Consider the following 18,848-nt stretch of genomic DNA (forward strand, 5'->3'; position numbering starts at 1 on the left):
CGCCGAGGGCGCGGTGGAGCAGTCCACCGGCCTGAACGAGATCAACACCGGGGTGACCCAGCTGGATCAGGTGACCCAGCAAAACGCCGCCATGGTGGAACAGGCAACCGCCGCCGGGCATCTGTTGAATACAGATTCTTCCAAACTGGCGGAGCTGATCGCGGTCTTCAAAGTGGATGGCAGTGCATCCGTGACCGCCATGCCACGTCTGGCCGCCGCGGCTGCGCCAGCAGCCCCTGTGACACCATCGGCCCATGGCGATGATGACTGGGATCTGGAGGCAGCCCCCGCCCCAGGCATTGTCAACGTCCGTAACGATGGCAATGCGGCCAGGGATATGTGGCAGGATTTCTGATCCTGCGGTCCCAGACTGATTGTTGAATGATAAAAAACGCCCGGCGAAATCGCCGGGCGTTTGTTTTGTCTGTCTCTGCCTCAATAGGCTGGTCTCTGCCCCGGCGGATTGCGCGCCGGGGCAGGGGGATCAGCCGATGATGGCGTTCAGCGTGGCGCTTGGGCGCATCACGGCGGCCTTTTGAGCCGCATTCGGGTGGTAGTAGCCGCCGATATCGGCAGCAGGGCCCTGGACAGCGGCCAGTTCGGTCAGGATCTGGGTTTCCCCCTCTTGCAGGGCTGTCGCGATCAGGGCGAAATGCTCGGCGATTTCGGCATCGTCACTCTGGGCAGCCAGGGCTTCGGCCCAGTAACGGGCGAACCAATAGTGGCTATCACGGTTGTCGGGTTCACCAACCTTGCGCGATGGCGACTTGTTGTTGTCCAGAATACCTTGGGTCGCCACTTCGGCAGCCGCGCCCAGCACGCCGGCCTTGGCATTGCCTTTGCTGTCGGCCAGGAAGTTCAGGCTTTCACCCAGGGCGCAGAATTCGCCCATCGAGTCCCAGCGCAGGTGGTTTTGTTCAACCAGCTGTTGCACGTGTTTGGGGGCCGATCCACCGGCACCGGTTTCAAACAGGCCGCCACCTTGCATCAGTTTCACGATCGACAGCATCTTGGCCGAGGTGCCCAGTTCAAGGATCGGGAACAGATCTGTCAGGTAGTCGCGCAGCACGTTGCCGGTGATGGCGATGCTGTCCTTGCCTGCGGTGATGGTCTTCAGCGACTGGGCAGTTGCTTCACGTGGGGCCATGATCTGGAACAGATCTGTTTTGCCTGCCGCTTCCAGCGCGGGTTTGACATATTTGATCAGCTCGGCGTCATGGGCGCGGTTGTCATCCAGCCAGAAGATCGCCTCGGATCCGGTCAGACGCTGGCGATCCAGCGCCAGTTCGATCCAGTTCTCAATCGGCGCCTGTTTGGCGGTGCAGGCGCGCCAGATATCGCCAGCCTCCACGTCGTGGCTGTGCAGCGTCTCGCCATTGGCCAGGACCACCCGGATGGTGCCATCCGCAGGGGCCTCGAATGTGGTTGGGTGCGATCCGTATTCCTCGGCCTTTTGCGCCATCAGACCGACGTTGGCGACAGAGCCTGCGGTGGTGACGTCAAGCGCGCCATTGGCTTTGAAGAAATTGATCGCCTCGTCGTAGACGGTGGCATAGCAGCGATCAGGGATAACGCAGTTGGTGTCGCCCTTATTGCCCGCTGCATCCCAGCCTTTGCCGCCCGCGCGGATCACTGCGGGCATCGAGGCATCGATGATCACATCCGATGGCACGTGCAGGTTGGTGATGCCTTTGTCGCTGTCGACCATATACATGGCGGGGCGATCGGCAGTCACGGCCACGATCGCGGCCATGATGTCGGCGTTGCCGGACACGCGATCCAACAGATCACCAAGGCCGGAATTGGCATTCACCCCGAGCGCGTCCAGTTCAGCGCCGAATTTGTCAAACACGGGCGCAAGCCAGGCCTTGACCGCGTGGCCAAAGATGATCGGGTCGGAGACCTTCATCATGGTGGCCTTCAGGTGCAGCGAAAACATGGTGCCGTCAGCCTTGGTGTCGGCAATTGCATCGGCCAGGAAGGAACCGAGCGCAGCGGCGGACATGAAGGTGGCATCGGCAATGGTGCCTGCCTCCAGCGCCCAGCCGTCTTTCAGCACGGTGACCGCGCCATCCTTGGCAACAAATTCGATCTTGGCATTCCCAGCCTGGGCTGCGGTGATGGTGGCCGCTTTTTCATTGGCATAAAAATCATTGCCCGGCATCGACGAGACCTTGGTCTTGCTGTCTGCGGACCAGGCCCCCATCGAATGTGGGTTGTTTTGGGCGTAGTTCTTGACGGCGCGGGCGGCGCGGCGATCCGAGTTGCCTTCGCGCAGAACCGGGTTCACAGCAGAACCTTTCAGCCCATCATAGCGGGCGCGGGCTTCTTTTTCCGCGTCGCTCTTGGGGTCTTCGGGGTAGTTGGGGATGTCATAGCCCTGCGATTGCAGCTCTTCGATCGCGGCAAGCAGCTGCGGCACAGAGGCCGAGATATTGGGCAGCTTGATGACATTTGCATTGGGAGTTTTGACCAGTTTGCCCAGCTCGGCCAGGTCATCGGGCTGGCGCTGCTCGGCGGTCAGCCCTTCGGGGAAGGTGGCAATGATGCGACCCGCCAGAGAAATATCCTTGGTGCCAACACTGACATCTGCGGCGGCCGCGAACTTGCGGATGATCGGCAAGAAGGACGCCGAGGCCAGCTCGGGGGCTTCGTCTACGATGGTATACAGAATGTCGGGGTTTGAATTTTCTGTCATGTTTCTCAACCTTTCAGCGATAGCGGAAGCTTTGTTGACTTAGCGTAGCAGCACTACGTCTCTTGCATAAGAGCGAACGGACCCGGCGCCGATCTGGTGTTTGGGCAGGGGCCATTTAAGGCCCCATGTAGAGCAGGAAAGCAGTCGGTGCAATCACTAGGATGCGGATTTGCGCTGGCAGATTGACGCGGTGCAGCAGTTTTCACCCTTTGCCAGGGGGCTGCGCAGCGCGGCGGCAGCATTTTTCAGGTCATGGTAGTGACGCGCAGGCCAGGTAAGGATCAGGCTAGGCAAGGATACGGATGCACGCAGGGCGACTGGCGCGTCGCCCTCGCGCGCCAGTCGCCAGTCGCCTTTGGATTGCTGTGCTACTGGCGCCAGCTCAGCACCCGGCGTTCAATCTGGCCGATGATTGTGCTCATGGTGATGCCCAGTAGTGACAGGATGGTCACCCCGGCAAACAGCCGCTCCAGATCATAAAGCGACCCGGCCTCAAGGATATAGGCGCCGATGCCATATTCCGCGCCCAGCATTTCGGCGGCGACCAGCAGGATGATGGCAATCGCCAGGCTGATACGCAGGCCGGACAGGATGCCGGGCATAGCACCGGGCAGCACAATTTTGCGCACGATGGAAAACCACGACAGGTTAAAGCTCTGGCCCATGCGGATCAGGCTGCGGTCGACATTGTCCACCGCGCCATAGGTTGCCACCACCGTTGGGGTAAAGGTGCCAAAGGCGATCAGCGCGTATTTGGAACCTTCGTCAATGCCAAACCAGATGACGAACAGCGGTAGCAGGGCGATCTTGGGGATCGGAAACAGCGCCGCCGTCAGCGGCACCAATCCGGCGCGCACATAAGAGAACAGCCCAATCAAAACGCCGGTGGCCACGCCCAGACTGGCCCCCAGGGCAGCGCCAATCAAAAGGCGGGTCAGAGACACGCTGAGATGCGCCCACAACAGACCAGAGGCATAGAGTTCCTGGAAGGTTAGCAGCACATCGCTGGGGCGGGGCAGCGTCAGCGGTGAAATCCAGCCCTGACGGGTGCCCAGCTCGGCCAGACCCAGCAGCACGGCAAAAACCGCAACGCCAATCCAGCGCGGACTGGACGGGGCAAAGCCGCCGCCGCGAAAGGTGACCTGCCGGGCGGCGGTGGAGGGAGAATGCAAATCAGACATGGACCAGCTCCGCATCTGCCGCGCGGGCTTCTTCGCGCATCAGCTGCCATAGGTATTTTTGTTTCTCTTCCAGATCAGTGTCGCCATACTGGCGCTGATCCAGCGGCTTATCCAGATGCACCACTTCGCGGATCTCTCCGGGGCGGCGTGACATCACCACGATGGAATGCCCCAGGCGCACGGCCTCTGCCAGGTTGTGGGTGACATAGACGGCGGTAAAGGGCGTGCGGGTCCAGAGGCTGACCAGATCATCCATCAGCAATTCGCGGGTCTGGCTGTCCAGCGCCGACAGGGGTTCATCCATCAGCATCACTGCAGGGTTCACCGCCAGGGCGCGGGCAATGGCCACCCGTTGCTTCATCCCGCCCGACAACTGCTTGGGCAGGGCCTTGGCAAAATCGCTCAGCTTGGTGCGGGCTAGGACATCGGCAATGATACCGTCTGCACGGGCTCCGCGAATACCGTGGTCTTCCAGCACCAGTGAAATATTGCCTCGCACAGATCGCCAGGGAAGCAGGGCAAAGTCCTGAAAGATATATGTCAGCGGGTTCAGGCAATCGCTGGGCGGCGCACCGATCTGCAGCACCTCGCCATGGCTGGGTTTTTCCAGCCCGCCAAGAAATCGCAGCAGGGTGGATTTACCACAGCCTGAAGGGCCGACGATGCAGACGATCCGCCCCGAGGGGATCTCGAGCGAGATATCGCGGAGCACCTCAAAGTCATCGTAGGAATGGCTGACGCCAGAGAGGCGAATATCCATGTGGGGCTCCAATGAATGTTGGGAACAAGTGTGAAGAGGGGGCGCGGCAAAAGCCCCGCCCCCGATGGTGTGATGCTGGCTGGTTTAGCCCAGGGTCTGCACGTAGCTTGGGTCAATCACGGTTTCCAGGCTGATGCCCTTGTCCACCAGGCCCTCTGCTTGGAACCAGCTTAGCTGATCCTGCAGCGAGGCGGTGTTCATCGCTGCGCCCTCATTCAGGCGCATGGTGCCGTTGATGATGGATTTGGCAGCCTTTTCGCGTGGGCGATCCGCATAGACATACTTGTGGATCAGATCGACCAGCGCCTGAACGCCTTCGTCGCCCTGGGCCTTGTCGATCATGGTGGCGTTGTATTCGGCGACACCCTTGGAATAGCCGGCCAGGAAATCACGGGTCATCTGCTGTTCACCGCTGGCATTCTTGGCCGAGGTAAAGACCGTGGTGACCTGGTAGTTGGGCAGATAGTCCGAAACATTGCCGATGATATGCACCTGGCCCGATCCCGCCAGCGGCTTGGCCAGATGCGGTACGATGGACCAAGCATCGATCTGGCCGGATTTCAGCGCGCCGATGATGGCGCCGACCTTTTGCAAGGGCTTGAACTTCAGCTCGATCCCTTCGGCGGCGGCCATTTTGGAGCCCATGTAGTGGAAGGACGATCCGGCCGTGGTGATTCCATAGCTTTTGCCCGCCAGCTGTGCCGGGGTCGTGATGCCAGCCTGATAGGCGGCGTCCGAGACCAGATATTTCTGGCCGTCGATGCCTGCTTCCTCTGACAAGGCGCCGCCGATGATCTTGACCGCGCCCTTGTCTGCCAGCGAGACCAGCCCGCCGGACATGGCGGTCACGGCATAATCCACATCGCCTGACGCAATCGCAACCGCCATCGGGGTCGCCGCCTGGAAGAACTTGAACTCTACATCCAGGCCCGCTTCGGCAAAATAGCCGCGCTCAAACCCGATGAAGCTGCCGGAATGGCTGGTGAAACGCAGCGCGCCCACGGTGATTTTGCGCCCTGATGCCAGGGCTGGGCTTGCCAGTCCAGCGGCGGCGGCGCTGCTGCCCAATAGGGCCAATGCCTTGCGGCGGGTAAATTCAGTCATGGTCTTCCTCCCTCGTGTATGTCGTCTGTGTGGCGTTGCTGGCTCAGGCCTGCAACTCCGTTGTTATTACGGTCTCAAGCAGGCCAAGCGCGGTGCCTGTGTCGCGCGCCAAAGCCGCCGTTAGCAGGGCATGGTGCTGGGCCGCACGTTGGGCAAAATCCAGACGCCCTTCGCGCAGTGCAGCCAGGCGAAAGCGGCGGGACTGGTCGTAGTATTTCTGCTGGGTGTCCAGCAGGCGCGGCGAGTCCGAGGCATCGCACAGGCTGTAGAAAAAGCCGCGGCAGGCATTATCCCATTCCAGGGCAGCCAGATCGCTCAGATCCTCTTGTACCAGGGTTTCGCGGTGACGCATGGCATGATGCGCGGCCAGAATGCGCCCCTCCCAGGCGACATCGCCCAGTTTCAGCGCCCTCTCCAATGCCATCTTTTCGATCTGCACCCGCATGAACAGGATGTCCTGCTGGTCTTGTGACGTGGCCGAGGTGACGCGAAAGCCGCGCTGGGCGGTTGCCGCCACCAGGCCCTCAGCGCTAAGCAGCCGCAGGGTTTCGCGCATCGAATGGTTCGAGCCGCCATAGCGCTGCCGCAGGCCGTTCAGCTTTAGCTTTTCATCTGGCCGGAGCAGGCCAAACGAGATGTCGCGACGCAGCGCAGAGGCCAGCATGGCCACCACCGTTTCATCCTCATCCTGTTTTGAACCAAAGAGCATTTGAACCCGATTTTGCAAAATGTTGGACATTTTTGGCGCAGAGCCTTCCCCCTGTCAATCATCCCTGCAGTTTTACCGCTCTGGGCAAAGCCACGTTGACCCCTGCCGACGCCTCTGCCACTCATACCCCCCAAGGCGCGCGCCGTGCCGCTGTGATCACTTGTCGGAGCCTCGATGACCCCATTTCGCTTTCTCCACACCTCGGATCTGCATCTGGGTAAACGCTTTGGCCAAATGCCGGAAGAAACGCGCGCTGATCTGCAGCAGGCCCGCCAGAAAAGCATTGTCGGGCTGGCCAGGGTAGCGCAGGCGCATGGGGCCGGGCATGTGTTGATCGCCGGTGATCTGTTTGACAGTGAAACTCCATCAGACCGGGTACTGCGACAGGCGCTGGCCGGTATGGCGGCGGCAACCGATTTGCAGTGGTGGATCATTCCCGGCAATCATGACAGTGCCGCTGCTGAAACGCTTTGGACGGCGATGGCAGAGCATGCGGGGGAGAATACCCACCTTTTGATGCAGCCCGATCCTGTGCAGATGGCGCCAGGGGTGCAGCTGTTGCCGGCGCCCTGCCGCCATCGCTTTGCCGGTCAGGACCTGACCGCATGGATGGATGGGCAGGCCACGCCAGAAGGCGATTTGCGTATTGGTCTGGCCCATGGTGGGGTGCTTGAATTTGGCAGCGAAGAGACGGGCGGCGAGGTGATCTCGGCGCAGCGGGCCAGCAGTGCTCGGTTGGATTATCTGGCGCTGGGGGATTGGCACGGTGCCTTTACCCTGAACGCCCGCAGCCGTTACAGCGGCACCCCGGAAGCAGATCGCTTCAAACATGCGGGGGCCGGGCAATGCCTGCTGGTAGAGCTGACGACGCCGGGCGCCGAACCAAAGGTCACGTTCATTGAAACCGGGATCTACCACTGGCAAGAACAGCCGCTGGCGCTGACCCCGGCGGCGGATGTCGTGGCAGAGGTGCGCGCGCTGCTACCAGAGCCGCGCTCAGACTGGCAGCACCACCTGCTGCGGCTGCGGGCCGAAGGCTGGGTGACGCCGCCGCAACTCTTGGCGCTGCGCCGGGCGGTGACTGAGGTGGCACCGGAGTTCTGCTATTTCCAGCTGGACGAAGCCGGGCTGCGCAGTCAGCATCAGGTATCTGATCTGGACCTGATTGCCAGCAATGGGGCCCTGCGCACTGCCGCCGAAGAGCTGATGCAGGCGGCCCAGGACGGGACGCTGGCACAGGCCGAACGTGACACCGCCTCGGCGGCGCTGAACCGGTTGTTTGCCTATACGCAGGATGCGGCCGCGGCGGAGGATCCCCGATGATAATTCGCGCCATCCGGCTGGAAAACGTGCGTCGGTTCACCGATTTGGTGGAAATCACCGGCATGGGGCCGGGGCTGAATGTCCTTGCTGCGCCGAATGAACAGGGGAAGTCGACCATCTTTGACGCCCTGCATGCGGTGTTCTTCAAGGATGCAAAATCCTGGGACAAAGACACCCGCGCCCTTGCGCCGCGTGTTGGTGGCGACCCCCGGATCGAGGTGGAAATTGAACTGCAGGGTGATGTCTATCGTCTGGTCAAACAGTTCCGCAAGGCCTCTGGCAAGGGCGAGGTGCGGATCTGGCAGGGCGACAGCCTGTTCCTGCAATCGGATGCGGCTGAGGCCTGGCTGAAGACGCTGATCAAATCGCCCAAAGAGGGCGGCCCGGCCGGGTTACTCTGGGTGCGTCAGGGGCTGACCAATTTTGCCGATGCCAAAGAAACGCTGGCGGCGCGGCAGGATTTGATGTCTTCGGTTGCGGGCGAGGTGGACAGTGTCACTGGTGGGCAGCGTATGGATGCGATCCGCCGCGATGTGCGCCAGTCTCTGGATCGGCTGGTGACTTCGCGCGGGGCGAAAAAGGGCGGTGCGCTGGAACTGTCGATGACCGCTCTGGCGGATTATGAATCCCGCGAGCAGGCGCTGGCCGCCCAGGTGCAAGAGCTGCGCCAACAGTTGGATCAGCGTCAGGATCTGCGCCGTGCGCTGGGTGATCTGCAAGACCCGCAGATGCAGCAAGAGCAGGAGAGCCGCCTGCGACAAAGCCAGAAGGATCTTGCGGCGGCACAGCAGCATCAGGAAAAGCTGCAGGTGGCGCGACAGGGGGCGCAAAATGCTGAATTGATGTTGGACAGTCACCTGCGCGCGCTGGCGCAGTTCCAGGCCCGGCAACAGGATTGCAGCGAGGCCGAAACAGCCTGCGAGGCCGCCACCGAGACCTGCGCGCGCATTGTGGCAGATCTGGATCCGGCCCGGCAGCGGCTGGCGCAGGCAGAGGCCGCGCATCGCGAGGCCGAGCTGGCGTCGCGCGAGGCCGAAACCCGGCTGGCAGCGCTACAACGGGCCGAGAGGCACGCCCAGGCCGCAGGCCAGCGTCGGGCGTTGGAACAGACCCTGGCCCAGGTGCGCAGCGCCATGCAGCAGATTACCCGGCAAAACCATCTGGCGACGACAGGCCCGGATGCCAGTGCTCTGGCCGAGATAGAGACCACCCGCGAGGCCTTGGCGCTAGCGCAACAGGCGCAGCAATTGGCGGCCCCGGCCATTACGGTAACCTATGAACAGGGGCTGGATGGGCTGCTGCTGCTGGATGGCGCGCCACTACTCGGCGGGCAGCGCCTGTCGCTGCCGGCAGGCGGGTGCCTTTCGGTGCCGGGGTTGGCGCAGATTGATCTGCACCCGGGCGCGGACGGCGGCCAGGTGCAATTGGATCAGGCAGAGCGCGCCCTGCGTGCGGCCCTGGAACAGGCGGGCTGCGCGGATGTTGAACAGGCGCGCCAAGCCCATCGTGCCCGTCAAGAGGCCGTCATTCGCCTGCAAGAGGCCGAGCAGCAGCTTGCCACCCTTGCCCCGGATGGCATTCTGGCCCTGATGCAGCAGCTGGACGCATTGCCGACGATGGCGGATCCGCAGGCTGGTGAAACACCGCCTGTCCAGGGTTCTGCGCAAGAGATCGACGCGGCAGAGGCGGATCTTCTCTCCTGTCGCGGCGCGTTGGAGCGCAGCGCTGCCGAGCGTGAGGCGGCGCGCAGCCAAGAGGCCGAGCTGCGCCGCGCGCTGGAAGGTGCCCAGGCGCATCATCAGGCCGCGCAGCAACGGCTGCAACGCGCCGAGGCGGCCCTGGCAGAGCAGGGCGATATGGCCCAGCGATTGGTCAGTCTGCAGCAACGCCAGGCAGAGCTGGAGCAGGGGCTGGCGACGCGCAAGGCGCAGTATCAGCTGCTGGAACAGCAAGCCCCGAATCTGGAGCAGGCGCAGGCCCGCGCCGCCCGTGCCAAATCCGAGCAGGCTTCAACCCGCGAAGCAGTGCAGAGCCACCTGCGAGATCTGGCAGTGCTGGACAGCCGCATTGCCACCAGCGCCGGGGCGGCAGTGGAGGAAGATCTGGCAGAGCTGCGTGACCAGGTGATTGGGGCCCGCAAACGGCTGCAGGGGATCGAGTTCGAAGTTGCGGTTCTACGCCGCCTTGAACAGGCGCTGGAGCGCGCCCGCAGTGCCGCACAAGAGGCCTATATCGGGCCGGTGCTGAAAGAACTGCAACCATTGCTGCGGCTGCTCTGGCCTGAAGCGCGCCTGGCGCTGGATGCGGGGCAGGTGCTGCCGGATCAGTTGCAGCGTGCCGGGCAAGAGGAAGCCTTTGACAGCCTGTCTGGTGGCACGCAGGAACAGGTTGCCCTGCTGGTGCGTCTCGCCTTTGCCCGGCTTTTGGCGCGGCGGGGACAGCCTGCGCCGATCATTCTGGATGATGCCATCGTCTATACCGATGACGCCCGGATCGAGAAGATATTTGATGCGCTGACGCTGCAGGCGAATGAGATGCAGATCCTGGTGTTCACCTGCCGCCAAAAGAGCTTTCGCGCCCTTGGTGGCACCCAGCTGAGCATTCGCCGGGTGGTGCCATAGGGGCCACAAGGCGGTACAGGGGGGTCACTCGCGGATTTCGTCCGGCATCACCCCCCAGAGTTTATCTTTGGGGGCCCAGCCGTCAAAGCCGCCGACAGAGACGTTGCACCAGGTCAGGGAACACGTGCCCAGGCGCGCGACCACCCCGTATTCAAGCGCGGCTGTCACTGCGGTGCGTTCATCCGGTTGTGCATGCAGGGTCAGCATGTCTTCTTGCACCAGCACTGTGCGCACCCCTGACAGCAGGGCATAATGAACCCAGCCGCCGGCTCCATCCTGATCGCGCACCCGGCGCCAGTGGCCAAACTCGGCGGTGATCTGCAGCGGCATGCCACGTCGTTTGAACACCCAGTCGATGCGATGCGTCAAAGAGGGGCCGCGCCGAACATTGCCTTCGGAGGCCTTCATCGAGACATAGCGCGGCAGAGGCAGGTTGGTCACTGGCCCGCGCTCTTGGGGGGCTGGCTGGCTGCTTTCCTGGGCCGCGGCGATGGACCCTGCAGGCGTGACGCCAAAACCAACGCAGAGCGCCAGCGCCAGACCGCGCCATCCTGTGGAAAATTTAATCACTGCCTGCTCACTTTTGCTTAGGGTTCAGCCTGCCCAATATATGTCGCAAAATCCTGCGGCAATCTGACCTGGAAAAAGGCAAAAAGCCGCGCCAACTGCTTTGGTTCCGGTGGATCGGTTCTTGTGCCCGGTTCCGTCCTGCGCCACCATGTCATGAAGGCAAGTGACTTGCAAAGCCAGGGGAGAGCAAAAGTGGCCAGAGAACGTCTGAGTGTTGTTGTTACGCGACGGTTGCCAGAGCCAGTCGAGACACGGCTGAGCGAGCTGTTCGATGTGCGTCTGCGCAGCGATGATACACCGATGAACCGCCAGGAACTGGCTGCCGCAATGAAAGAGGCCGATGTGCTGGTGCCGACGGTAACCGATACCATTGATGCGGCGCTTTTGGGGCAGGCCGGGGAAAAACTGAAATTGATCGCAAACTATGGCGCCGGGGTCGATCACATTGATGTGGCCACCGCCCGGCAACGCGGCATTCTGGTGTCCAATACGCCAGGGGTTCTGACCGATGATACCGCCGATATGGCGATGGCGCTGATCATGGCGGTGGTGCGGCGCATTCCCGAGGGGCTGGCCGTTATGCAGAAAGGTGATTGGCGGGGCTGGGCGCCCACTGCGATGCTGGGCGGGCGATTGGCCGGGCGTCGCCTTGGGATCCTTGGCATGGGCCAGATTGGCCAGGCTGTGGCCCGCCGGGCCAGCGCCTTTGGCATGCAGGTCCACTATCACAACCGCCGCCGCCTGCGCCCCGAAATCGAATCCGCACTGGATGCCACCTACTGGGAAAGCCTGGATCAGATGGTGGCGCGCATGGATGTGATCTCGGTCAATTGCCCTTCGACGCCCTCGACCTTTCATTTGCTGAATGCCCGGCGGCTGAAGCTGATGAAACCCTCGGCGGTGGTGGTCAACACCTCACGCGGCGAGGTGATCGACGAACTGGCGTTGACGCGGATGCTGCGCAGCGATGAAATTGCCGGGGCAGGTCTGGATGTCTATGAAAAGGGCACCGATATCAATCCAAGGTTGCGCGAATTGCCGAATGTGGTACTTCTTCCTCATATGGGGTCTGCAACCCTTGAAGGTCGTATCGAGATGGGTGAAAAAGTCCTGTTGAATATCAAGACCTTCGAGGATGGGCATCGGCCACCTGATCAGGTGGTCCCAGCCATGTTGTAGCAGCCCTGCCAGCATCTTTTGCGTATGAGGGGCATTCCATGAAATCTGTTTTTCTGACCTGTCTGGCTGCATCTGCACGGACGGTTCCGTCGTTGATGCAGCCAGTTCTTTCCCTGTCTGTCTTGACCCTGCCAATCCTGGTTCTGTCTGGGATTGGCCTGCAGGCAGAAGAGGCCGCCGATGCGGTTGCACCCGAAGGCGCAAGCCGGGGCGGCATTGCGGCGATCTCCGATGCCTCTGCGGCGGCACTGGCTGCCAAGCAGGCGGGGCAACCGGTAGAGGCACAGGACTGGATGATCGCGGCTGCGAACCCACATGCGGTGGAGGCTGGCGCGGAGGTTCTGCGCCAAGGCGGCACGGCGGCTGACGCGATGATTGCAGCCCAGGTGGTGCTGGGACTGGTCGAGCCACAGTCTTCGGGCCTGGGGGGCGGTGCCTTTCTGGTTTGGTATGACGCCAGGACAGGGGCTGTCACCACCCTGGACGCCCGTGAAACCGCGCCCCTGGCCGCGACGCCACAGTTGTTTCAGGACGAAACTGGCGCGCCGCTAAAGTTCTTTGACGCCGTGGTTGGCGGGCGATCCGTTGGCACCCCCGGCACCCCTGCCTTGCTGGAGACGGCGCATCGCAAATGGGGGCAGACCAACTGGGCCTCGTTGTTTGAGGCCGGGATTTCCCTGGCGCAGGATGGTTTTGAGGTCTCACCGCGGATGGCGGGTGCGATTGCGCAGGATGCGGATCGTCTGGGCCGCTTTCCGGCAACTGCTGATTACTTTCTGCCGGGTGGCACGCCGCTGGCCGAAGGTGATCGTCTGACTAATCTGGCCTATGCCGATGTGCTGCAGGTGCTTTCCGAACAGGGCGCCGAAGGGTTTTATACCGGGCCGATCGCGGCAGAGATCGTGCGCAACGTGCAGCAGGCCGAGGGCAACCCCGGTGTGCTGTCGATGCTGGATCTTGCGCTGTATCGGGTGAAAGAGCGCGATGCGAGCTGCGCCAGCTATCGCGTCTTTGAGGTCTGCGGCATGGGGCCACCTTCGTCCGGGGCGCTGACAGTGGGGCAGATCCTGGGCATGCTGGGAGGCTACGACCTGGCGGCCCTGGGCGCTGAAAACCCTGAATCCTGGCGCTTGATTGGCGATGCCTCCCGGCTCGCCTTTGCTGATCGGGGCCGCTATATGGCCGATAGCGATTTTGTGCCGGTCCCGGTCAAGGGGCTGGTTGATCCTGACTATCTGGCCCAGCGTGGCCAGCTGCTGGCGGGGCCACAAGCCCTGGCCGAGGTGGCACCGGGCCAGCCCGAGTTTGATCACGCCGCTCTGGCGCCGCTTTGGGCCGATGATGTTTCGATTGAATTTCCATCTACCTCGCATCTGACGATTGTCGACCAATATGGCAACGTCCTGTCGATGACGACGACCATTGAAAACGGCTTTGGCTCGCGGGTGATGAGCAATGGCTTTCTGCTCAACAACGAGCTGACCGATTTTTCCTTTCGCAGCCATCGCGACGGGGTGCCGATTGCCAACCGGATAGAGCCGGGCAAACGGCCGCGTTCCTCTATGGCGCCCACGATCGTGCTGCGTGACGGGGCACCGGTTCTTGCCATTGGCTCGCCCGGGGGCAGCCGGATCATCGGCTATGTGGCCACCGCGATTGTGGCCTGGGCCGACTGGGGGCTGGATGTGCAACAGGCGCTGGCCTTGCCCCATGCAGTGAACCGCTTTGGCACCTATGATCTTGAGGCCGACACCGCCGCTACAGAGCTGGAAGCGCCGCTGGTCGAGATGGGCTATAAGGTCAACATCCGCGATCTGAATTCGGGGCTGCACGCGATTGAGATTGGCGAGACCCTGAAAGGGGGGGCAGATCCGCGCCGCGAGGGCATTGCGCTGGGTCAATAGCGGGATGTAACCTGGCCCAAGGGCTGGCCACCATGCAGAGAATAAGGGGTGCGGCAACGTCTTGTCTGCACCCCTCTTTTACATCATAAGAGGCGCGCGTGTTGTCATGACAACACGAAGGCGAGGACAGCGGCGACATCATACCGCCGGGGATAGGAAGAGGATCACACCATGGTGCAAGCAACAGCATTGCCACGTAATGAAGCCGGCATCGAGGCTGCCATCAGCGTCTTGAAACAGCAGTTCGGAGAGCAGCTGCAAACCGGCCAAGCGATCCGCGAGCAACATGGCCATACCACCACCTGGATCACCAATCAGGCCCCTGATGCCGTTGTCTTCCCGACGTCGACTGAAGAGGTCGCAAGCATTGTCAAAACCTGCGCCGAGTATGGCGTGCCGGTGATCCCCTTTGGCACCGGCACCTCGCTTGAGGGGCATGTGAATGCCCCGGCGGGTGGCATTTGCATCGATATGATGCGGATGGACAAGATCCTTGCGGTGCATGCCGAAGATCTGGACGTTGTGGTACAGCCCGGCGTCACCCGTGAACAGCTGAATACCTTCCTGCGTGATCAGGGGCTGTTCTTTCCCATTGACCCCGGTGCCAATGCCTCGCTGGGCGGCATGGCGGCAACGCGCGCCTCGGGCACCAATGCGGTGCGCTATGGCACCATGAAAGACAACGTGATGGCGCTTGAGGTGGTGATGGCCGATGGAGAGGTGATCCGCACCGCTCAGCGGGCCAAGAAGTCCTCGGCGGGGTATGACCTGACCCGGCTGATGGTCGGCTCTGAGGGGACGTTGGGGCTGATGACCGAACTCACCCTGCGTCTGCAGGGCATCCCCGAGGCCATCCGCTCGGCGCGCTGTTCGTTCCGTTCGGTGGATGATGCCTGCCGCGCGGTGATGATGACCATCCAATACGGTGTGCCTGTCGCCCGGATGGAACTGCTGGACGAGATGAGCGTCGGCGCCGCCAATGCCTATTCCAAGCTGTCGCTGCCCCAGACGCCACTGCTGCTGCTGGAATTCCACGGCTCTGACGCCAGTGTGCTGGAGCAGAGCGAGACCTTTGCCGCCATCGCAGAAGAGTTCGGCGGCTTTGATTATGAGGCCACTTCAACCGCAGAAGAACGCAATAAGCTGTGGCAGGCGCGGCACGATATGTACTGGGCCAGCCTACAGATCCGCCCCGGCGCCAAGGGGATCTCTACCGATGTCTGCGTGCCGATCTCGCAACTGGCTGCCTGCGTCGGCGCAGCCCGGCAAAAGGCCGAGGACATGGGGCTGATCGCGCCTATGGTGGGCCATGTGGGCGACGGGAATTTCCATGCGCTGCTGCTGATTGACATGGAGAGCAGCGAAGAACGGCAAAAGGCGGATGACTATATCGGCTGGCTGAACGAAATGGCGATCTCGATGGATGGCACCTGCACCGGGGAACATGGTATTGGCCAGGGCAAGCGGCCCTATCTGCTCAAGGAGCTGGGGGCTGCCACCCGCTATATGGCGGCAATCAAGGCGGCGCTGGATCCTGACAATATCCTAAACCCTGGTAAGGTGCTGAGCGATAAGGACTGACTGACGGGCGGGGCAGGGCGGTTTGGCGGCACGGATCCGGGGTCTGCCCTGCCATAATTTTGCACGGATTGCCCTGTACCCCTGTGTCGTGGCCATAGGGGGCCGCGCGCAGGAGGTCGGATGAGCATCAAGAAAAGTCTTGGGATACTTGTGTTTTGCACCCAGGCCGTTGTCGTGGTGGACTACAACATGCAAAGCCAGGCGGCCGGGCTCGCCCCGGGAGAGCTGAGCATGAAAGACTATGCAGCCATCGTGCAAAAGCGATACGACAAGACCCCGGCGCAGGCCCTTGCTAGTGGGTTTGGCACGACCGCGATCGGTCGCGCTGCAGACCACGCGCCAGGTGATGCGCAACTGGCAGAGCTTGCGGCAGACGCGCAGGATGCCTCTGCCCGGGATGACGAACCAGCCGCTGTCTGCATTCGGCGCGGCACGACTACTGTAAGCTGCCAATAATCCTTTTGTGACGCCGCTTTGGGGCGCGCCTTGGCAATCTGCGGTCGGCAAAGCGGTGTCGACGGGTGAAAAGGTCGGTTTTGACTTTTTTTGCGTCGGATGGATTTAGCCCGGTTTGATGCGCGTTGGGCATAAGCAATGCACAACCCCCGAGTCACTTGTTCCGGAGAACGGCCTCATGAAAACTCAAGTCAAAGCATTGGTCGTCGGCGGCGGCGCTGTTGGCACCTCAATTGCCTATCACCTCGCCAAAGCTGGCTGGGACGACGTTATGCTGGTAGAGCGTGACGAACTGACCTCGGGGTCGACCTGGCATGCCGCCGGGCTGCTGCCGCTGTTCAACATGTCCTATGCGACAACCCATATCCATAAATACTCGGTCGATTTTTATAAGTCGCTGGAGGCCGAAACCGGCCTGAACGCGGGTTTTGCCGTGGTGGGTAACCTGCGTATGGCGCAGACCGAAGAGCGCATGGATGAATATAAGCTCTATGCCTCGACCGCGGAAACCTGCGATGTCGCGTATGAGTGGCTCACCCCCGACCAGATCAAGGAGCGCTGGCCGCTGATTGAAACCGGCGACCTGAAAGGCGCGATCTACCACACCGAAGACGGCTATATTAACCCAGCAGATGTGACCCAGGCGATGGCCAAGGGTGCCCGACAGCGCGGCGTCGAGATCGTGCGCAAACTGCAAGCCGATGCCTTCCACTGGACCGGCACACATTGGGAAGTCACCTGCACCAAGATGGTGGAAAAGGGCGGCAACCTGGTCCCCTCCGACGAGCAAGTGGTGATCACCGCCGAGCACGTCGTGACCGCGTCGGGCAACCACGCGCAGCGCACCGCCAAGATGCTGGGCATCAAGATGCCTGCCGTGCCAGTGGAACATACCTTCATCGTCATGGACAAGGACCCCGAGCTGGTCAAATGGCGCGAAGCGGGCAACCCCGAGCACCCCGTCATCCGCGACGCCGACAATGAATCCTATGCCCGCGAAGAGCGCGGCGGCTGGATCCTCGGCATCTACGAACACGGCGCGCCTGCGCGTTTTGAACACGGTGTGCCCGACAGTTTCCGCGCCGATCTGTTCCCGCTCGATCTGGACCGGATTGCGGATCAGTACATGGCGATGGCAGAGCGCGTTCCCTCCTGCGCCGACTCCGGCCTCAAGGATGATTTCAACGGCCCGATCTGCTATACCCCCGATGGCAACCCGCTGGTTGGCCCGGCTCCTGGCCTGCGCAACATGTGGCTGGCCGAAGGGTTCTCGTTCGGGATCACGGCCGCCGGCGGCACCGGCTACTACCTGGCCCAGATGATGGTCGATGGCGAAGCCGAAATCGACATGGCAAGCCTTGACCCCAAGCGCTATAGCCAGAGCTGGATGACCACCGAATTTGCCGCGCGCAAGAACGAAGAATGCTACGAGCACGTCTATATCCTGCACCACCCTGATGAGGAACGCCCCGCCGCGCGTCCCCTGCGTACCTCTCCGGCGTTTGAGCGCCAGAAAGAACGTGGCGCGCAGTTTGGCTGGGTCAATGGCTGGGAACGTCCCAACTACTATGGCCCCAAGGATGCACCCGAAAATTTCGACCACGATGCGCGCTCTTTCCGCCGTGGCGGCTGGTGGCAATACGCCGTGGACGAAGCCAAGGCGATCCGGAGCGGCGTCGGCCTGGTTGATGCCACCGCCTTTACCAAGCATGTCGTCAAGGGGCCCGGTGCCACCCAGTTCCTGGATTGGTTCACCTGCAACAAGCTGCCAAAAATCGGCCGGATCAACCTGACCTATGCGCTGACTTCGGCCGGTACCACCCGCACCGAATACACCATCGTGCGCAATGGCGAGAACAGTTACTATCTGGTCTCTGCTGGTGCGTTGACCGAGTATGACGCCGACTTCCTGCGCAAGGCGGCCGAAGACAAGATGGAAGAGTTCGGATATATCGAGATCCAGGATGTCACCACCCAGTGGGGTGTCTTTGCCATCGCCGGCCCCAAGTCGCGCGATGTGCTGAAGGAGATCATTGTCGACGGTGACCCTGAAACCGCCCTGTCGAACAAGCGCTTTCCCTGGCTGTCGGCGCGTCAGATCGAACTGGGCATGTGCCCCGTCAATGCGATCCGTGTGGCCTACACCGGAGAGCTGGGCTGGGAATTGCATCACCCGATCGAGATGCAGAACTACCTGTTCGATCTGCTGGAAAAAGCAGGCGAGAAACACGGCATGAAGTTGGTCGGCGCGCGCGCCCAGAACTGGCTGCGGATGGAGAAAAGCTATCGCGCCTTCGGCACCGAGCTGGGCCGCGACGCCACCCCAGCCGAGGCCGATCTGCCGCGCTTTATCGACCTGGAAAAAGATTTCCACGGCAAAGAGGCGATGATTGAGACAGGCGTGCGGTTCAAGTGCTGCACCCTGCTGATTGACGGACCAGCAGATGCCGATCCCTGGGGCCGCGAGGCGCTCTATACTGAAGATGGCGCAACCCGTGTTGGGCGTCTGACTTCGGGCGGCTATTCCGTGGCCTTTGAGAAGAGCATCGGCATGGGCTATGTGCCACCGGAACTGGCGGTGGAAGGCACCAAGCTGAAGGTGAAACTGCAGGATAAACTGTGGGATGCAACTGTCACTTGTGACAGCCCCTACGATCCGACAAACGCCACCATTCGCCAAAACGGCTAGGCTATTGTAGGGTATTGAGACACAAAGCCCCGATCTGATGATCGGGGCTTTTGGTATTTCTGGGTGAACTTCC

At 61.8% G+C, this 18,848-nt stretch carries 13 protein-coding genes and 1 pseudogene; 8 read left to right on the forward strand and 6 right to left on the reverse strand.

The genetic code is table 11. The features are described from left to right. Positions 1-355 (forward strand): annotated as a pseudogene (locus P2081_RS18620) (methyl-accepting chemotaxis protein); the annotation flags it as partial. Positions 356-484: 129 nt separating this feature from the next. Here the strand turns inward: P2081_RS18620 and P2081_RS18625 are convergent. The 5 genes from P2081_RS18625 to P2081_RS18645 all read right to left on the reverse strand — a co-directional run bounded on the left by P2081_RS18625 (position 485) and on the right by P2081_RS18645 (position 6,482). Next, positions 485-2,698 carry an NADP-dependent isocitrate dehydrogenase gene (locus P2081_RS18625; protein WP_278924306.1) on the reverse strand — a complete coding sequence of 738 codons (2,214 nt, stop codon included), beginning with the start codon at positions 2,696-2,698 and terminating at the stop codon, positions 485-487. A gap of 368 nt (positions 2,699-3,066) precedes the next feature. Then, a complete protein-coding gene (locus P2081_RS18630) occupies positions 3,067-3,879 on the reverse strand; it encodes an ABC transporter permease (protein WP_278924307.1) in 813 nt (270 codons plus the stop codon). Next, positions 3,872-4,639 carry an ABC transporter ATP-binding protein gene (locus P2081_RS18635; protein ID WP_278924308.1) on the reverse strand — a complete coding sequence of 256 codons (768 nt, stop codon included), beginning with the start codon at positions 4,637-4,639 and terminating at the stop codon, positions 3,872-3,874. The genes P2081_RS18630 and P2081_RS18635 overlap by 8 nt, the downstream gene beginning before the upstream one ends. 84 nt (positions 4,640-4,723) lie before the next feature. After that, a complete protein-coding gene (locus P2081_RS18640; protein WP_278924309.1) occupies positions 4,724-5,743 on the reverse strand; it encodes an ABC transporter substrate-binding protein in 1,020 nt (339 codons plus the stop codon). Positions 5,744-5,786: 43 nt separating this feature from the next. Next, positions 5,787-6,482 (reverse strand): GntR family transcriptional regulator, encoded by a 696-nt coding sequence (locus P2081_RS18645; RefSeq protein ID WP_313790359.1) that lies wholly within the window; start codon positions 6,480-6,482, stop codon positions 5,787-5,789. 144 nt (positions 6,483-6,626) lie between these two features. Here P2081_RS18645 and P2081_RS18650 point away from each other — a divergent pair, with 144 nt between their 5' ends. Next, entirely contained in the window at positions 6,627-7,775 is a 1,149-nt protein-coding gene (locus P2081_RS18650; protein WP_278924310.1) for a metallophosphoesterase family protein, read from the forward strand. Beyond that, positions 7,772-10,396, forward strand: coding sequence for an AAA family ATPase (locus tag P2081_RS18655; protein ID WP_278924311.1), 2,625 nt, complete (start codon positions 7,772-7,774; stop codon positions 10,394-10,396). Before P2081_RS18650 ends, P2081_RS18655 begins: the two co-directional genes overlap by 4 nt. A gap of 24 nt (positions 10,397-10,420) precedes the next feature. Here P2081_RS18655 and P2081_RS18660 read toward each other — a convergent pair whose 3' ends face one another. Next, positions 10,421-10,888 (reverse strand): SH3 domain-containing protein, encoded by a 468-nt coding sequence (locus P2081_RS18660; protein WP_278924345.1) that lies wholly within the window; start codon positions 10,886-10,888, stop codon positions 10,421-10,423. A gap of 270 nt (positions 10,889-11,158) precedes the next feature. On the opposite strand from P2081_RS18660, the gene P2081_RS18665 reads away from it, so the two are divergent. From P2081_RS18665 to P2081_RS18685, 5 genes are all read left to right on the forward strand, one after another. Then, positions 11,159-12,145, forward strand: a complete 987-nt coding sequence (locus P2081_RS18665; protein WP_278924312.1) for a 2-hydroxyacid dehydrogenase — start codon at positions 11,159-11,161, stop codon at positions 12,143-12,145. Positions 12,146-12,183: 38 nt separating this feature from the next. Continuing rightward, positions 12,184-14,049, forward strand: coding sequence for a gamma-glutamyltransferase (gene ggt / locus P2081_RS18670; RefSeq protein ID WP_438826549.1), 1,866 nt, complete (start codon positions 12,184-12,186; stop codon positions 14,047-14,049). Positions 14,050-14,220: 171 nt separating this feature from the next. Continuing rightward, a complete protein-coding gene (locus P2081_RS18675) occupies positions 14,221-15,630 on the forward strand; it encodes an FAD-binding oxidoreductase (RefSeq protein ID WP_278924313.1) in 1,410 nt (469 codons plus the stop codon). 120 nt (positions 15,631-15,750) lie between these two features. Further along, positions 15,751-16,086, forward strand: a complete 336-nt coding sequence (locus tag P2081_RS18680) for a hypothetical protein (protein ID WP_278924314.1) — start codon at positions 15,751-15,753, stop codon at positions 16,084-16,086. 178 nt (positions 16,087-16,264) lie between these two features. Further along, positions 16,265-18,775, forward strand: a complete 2,511-nt coding sequence (locus tag P2081_RS18685) for a GcvT family protein (protein WP_278924315.1) — start codon at positions 16,265-16,267, stop codon at positions 18,773-18,775. Positions 18,776-18,848 lie beyond the last annotated feature (73 nt).

The sequence above is a fragment of the Pseudophaeobacter profundi genome, from assembly GCF_029697505.1.
Lineage (GTDB): Bacteria > Pseudomonadota > Alphaproteobacteria > Rhodobacterales > Rhodobacteraceae > Pseudophaeobacter > Pseudophaeobacter profundi.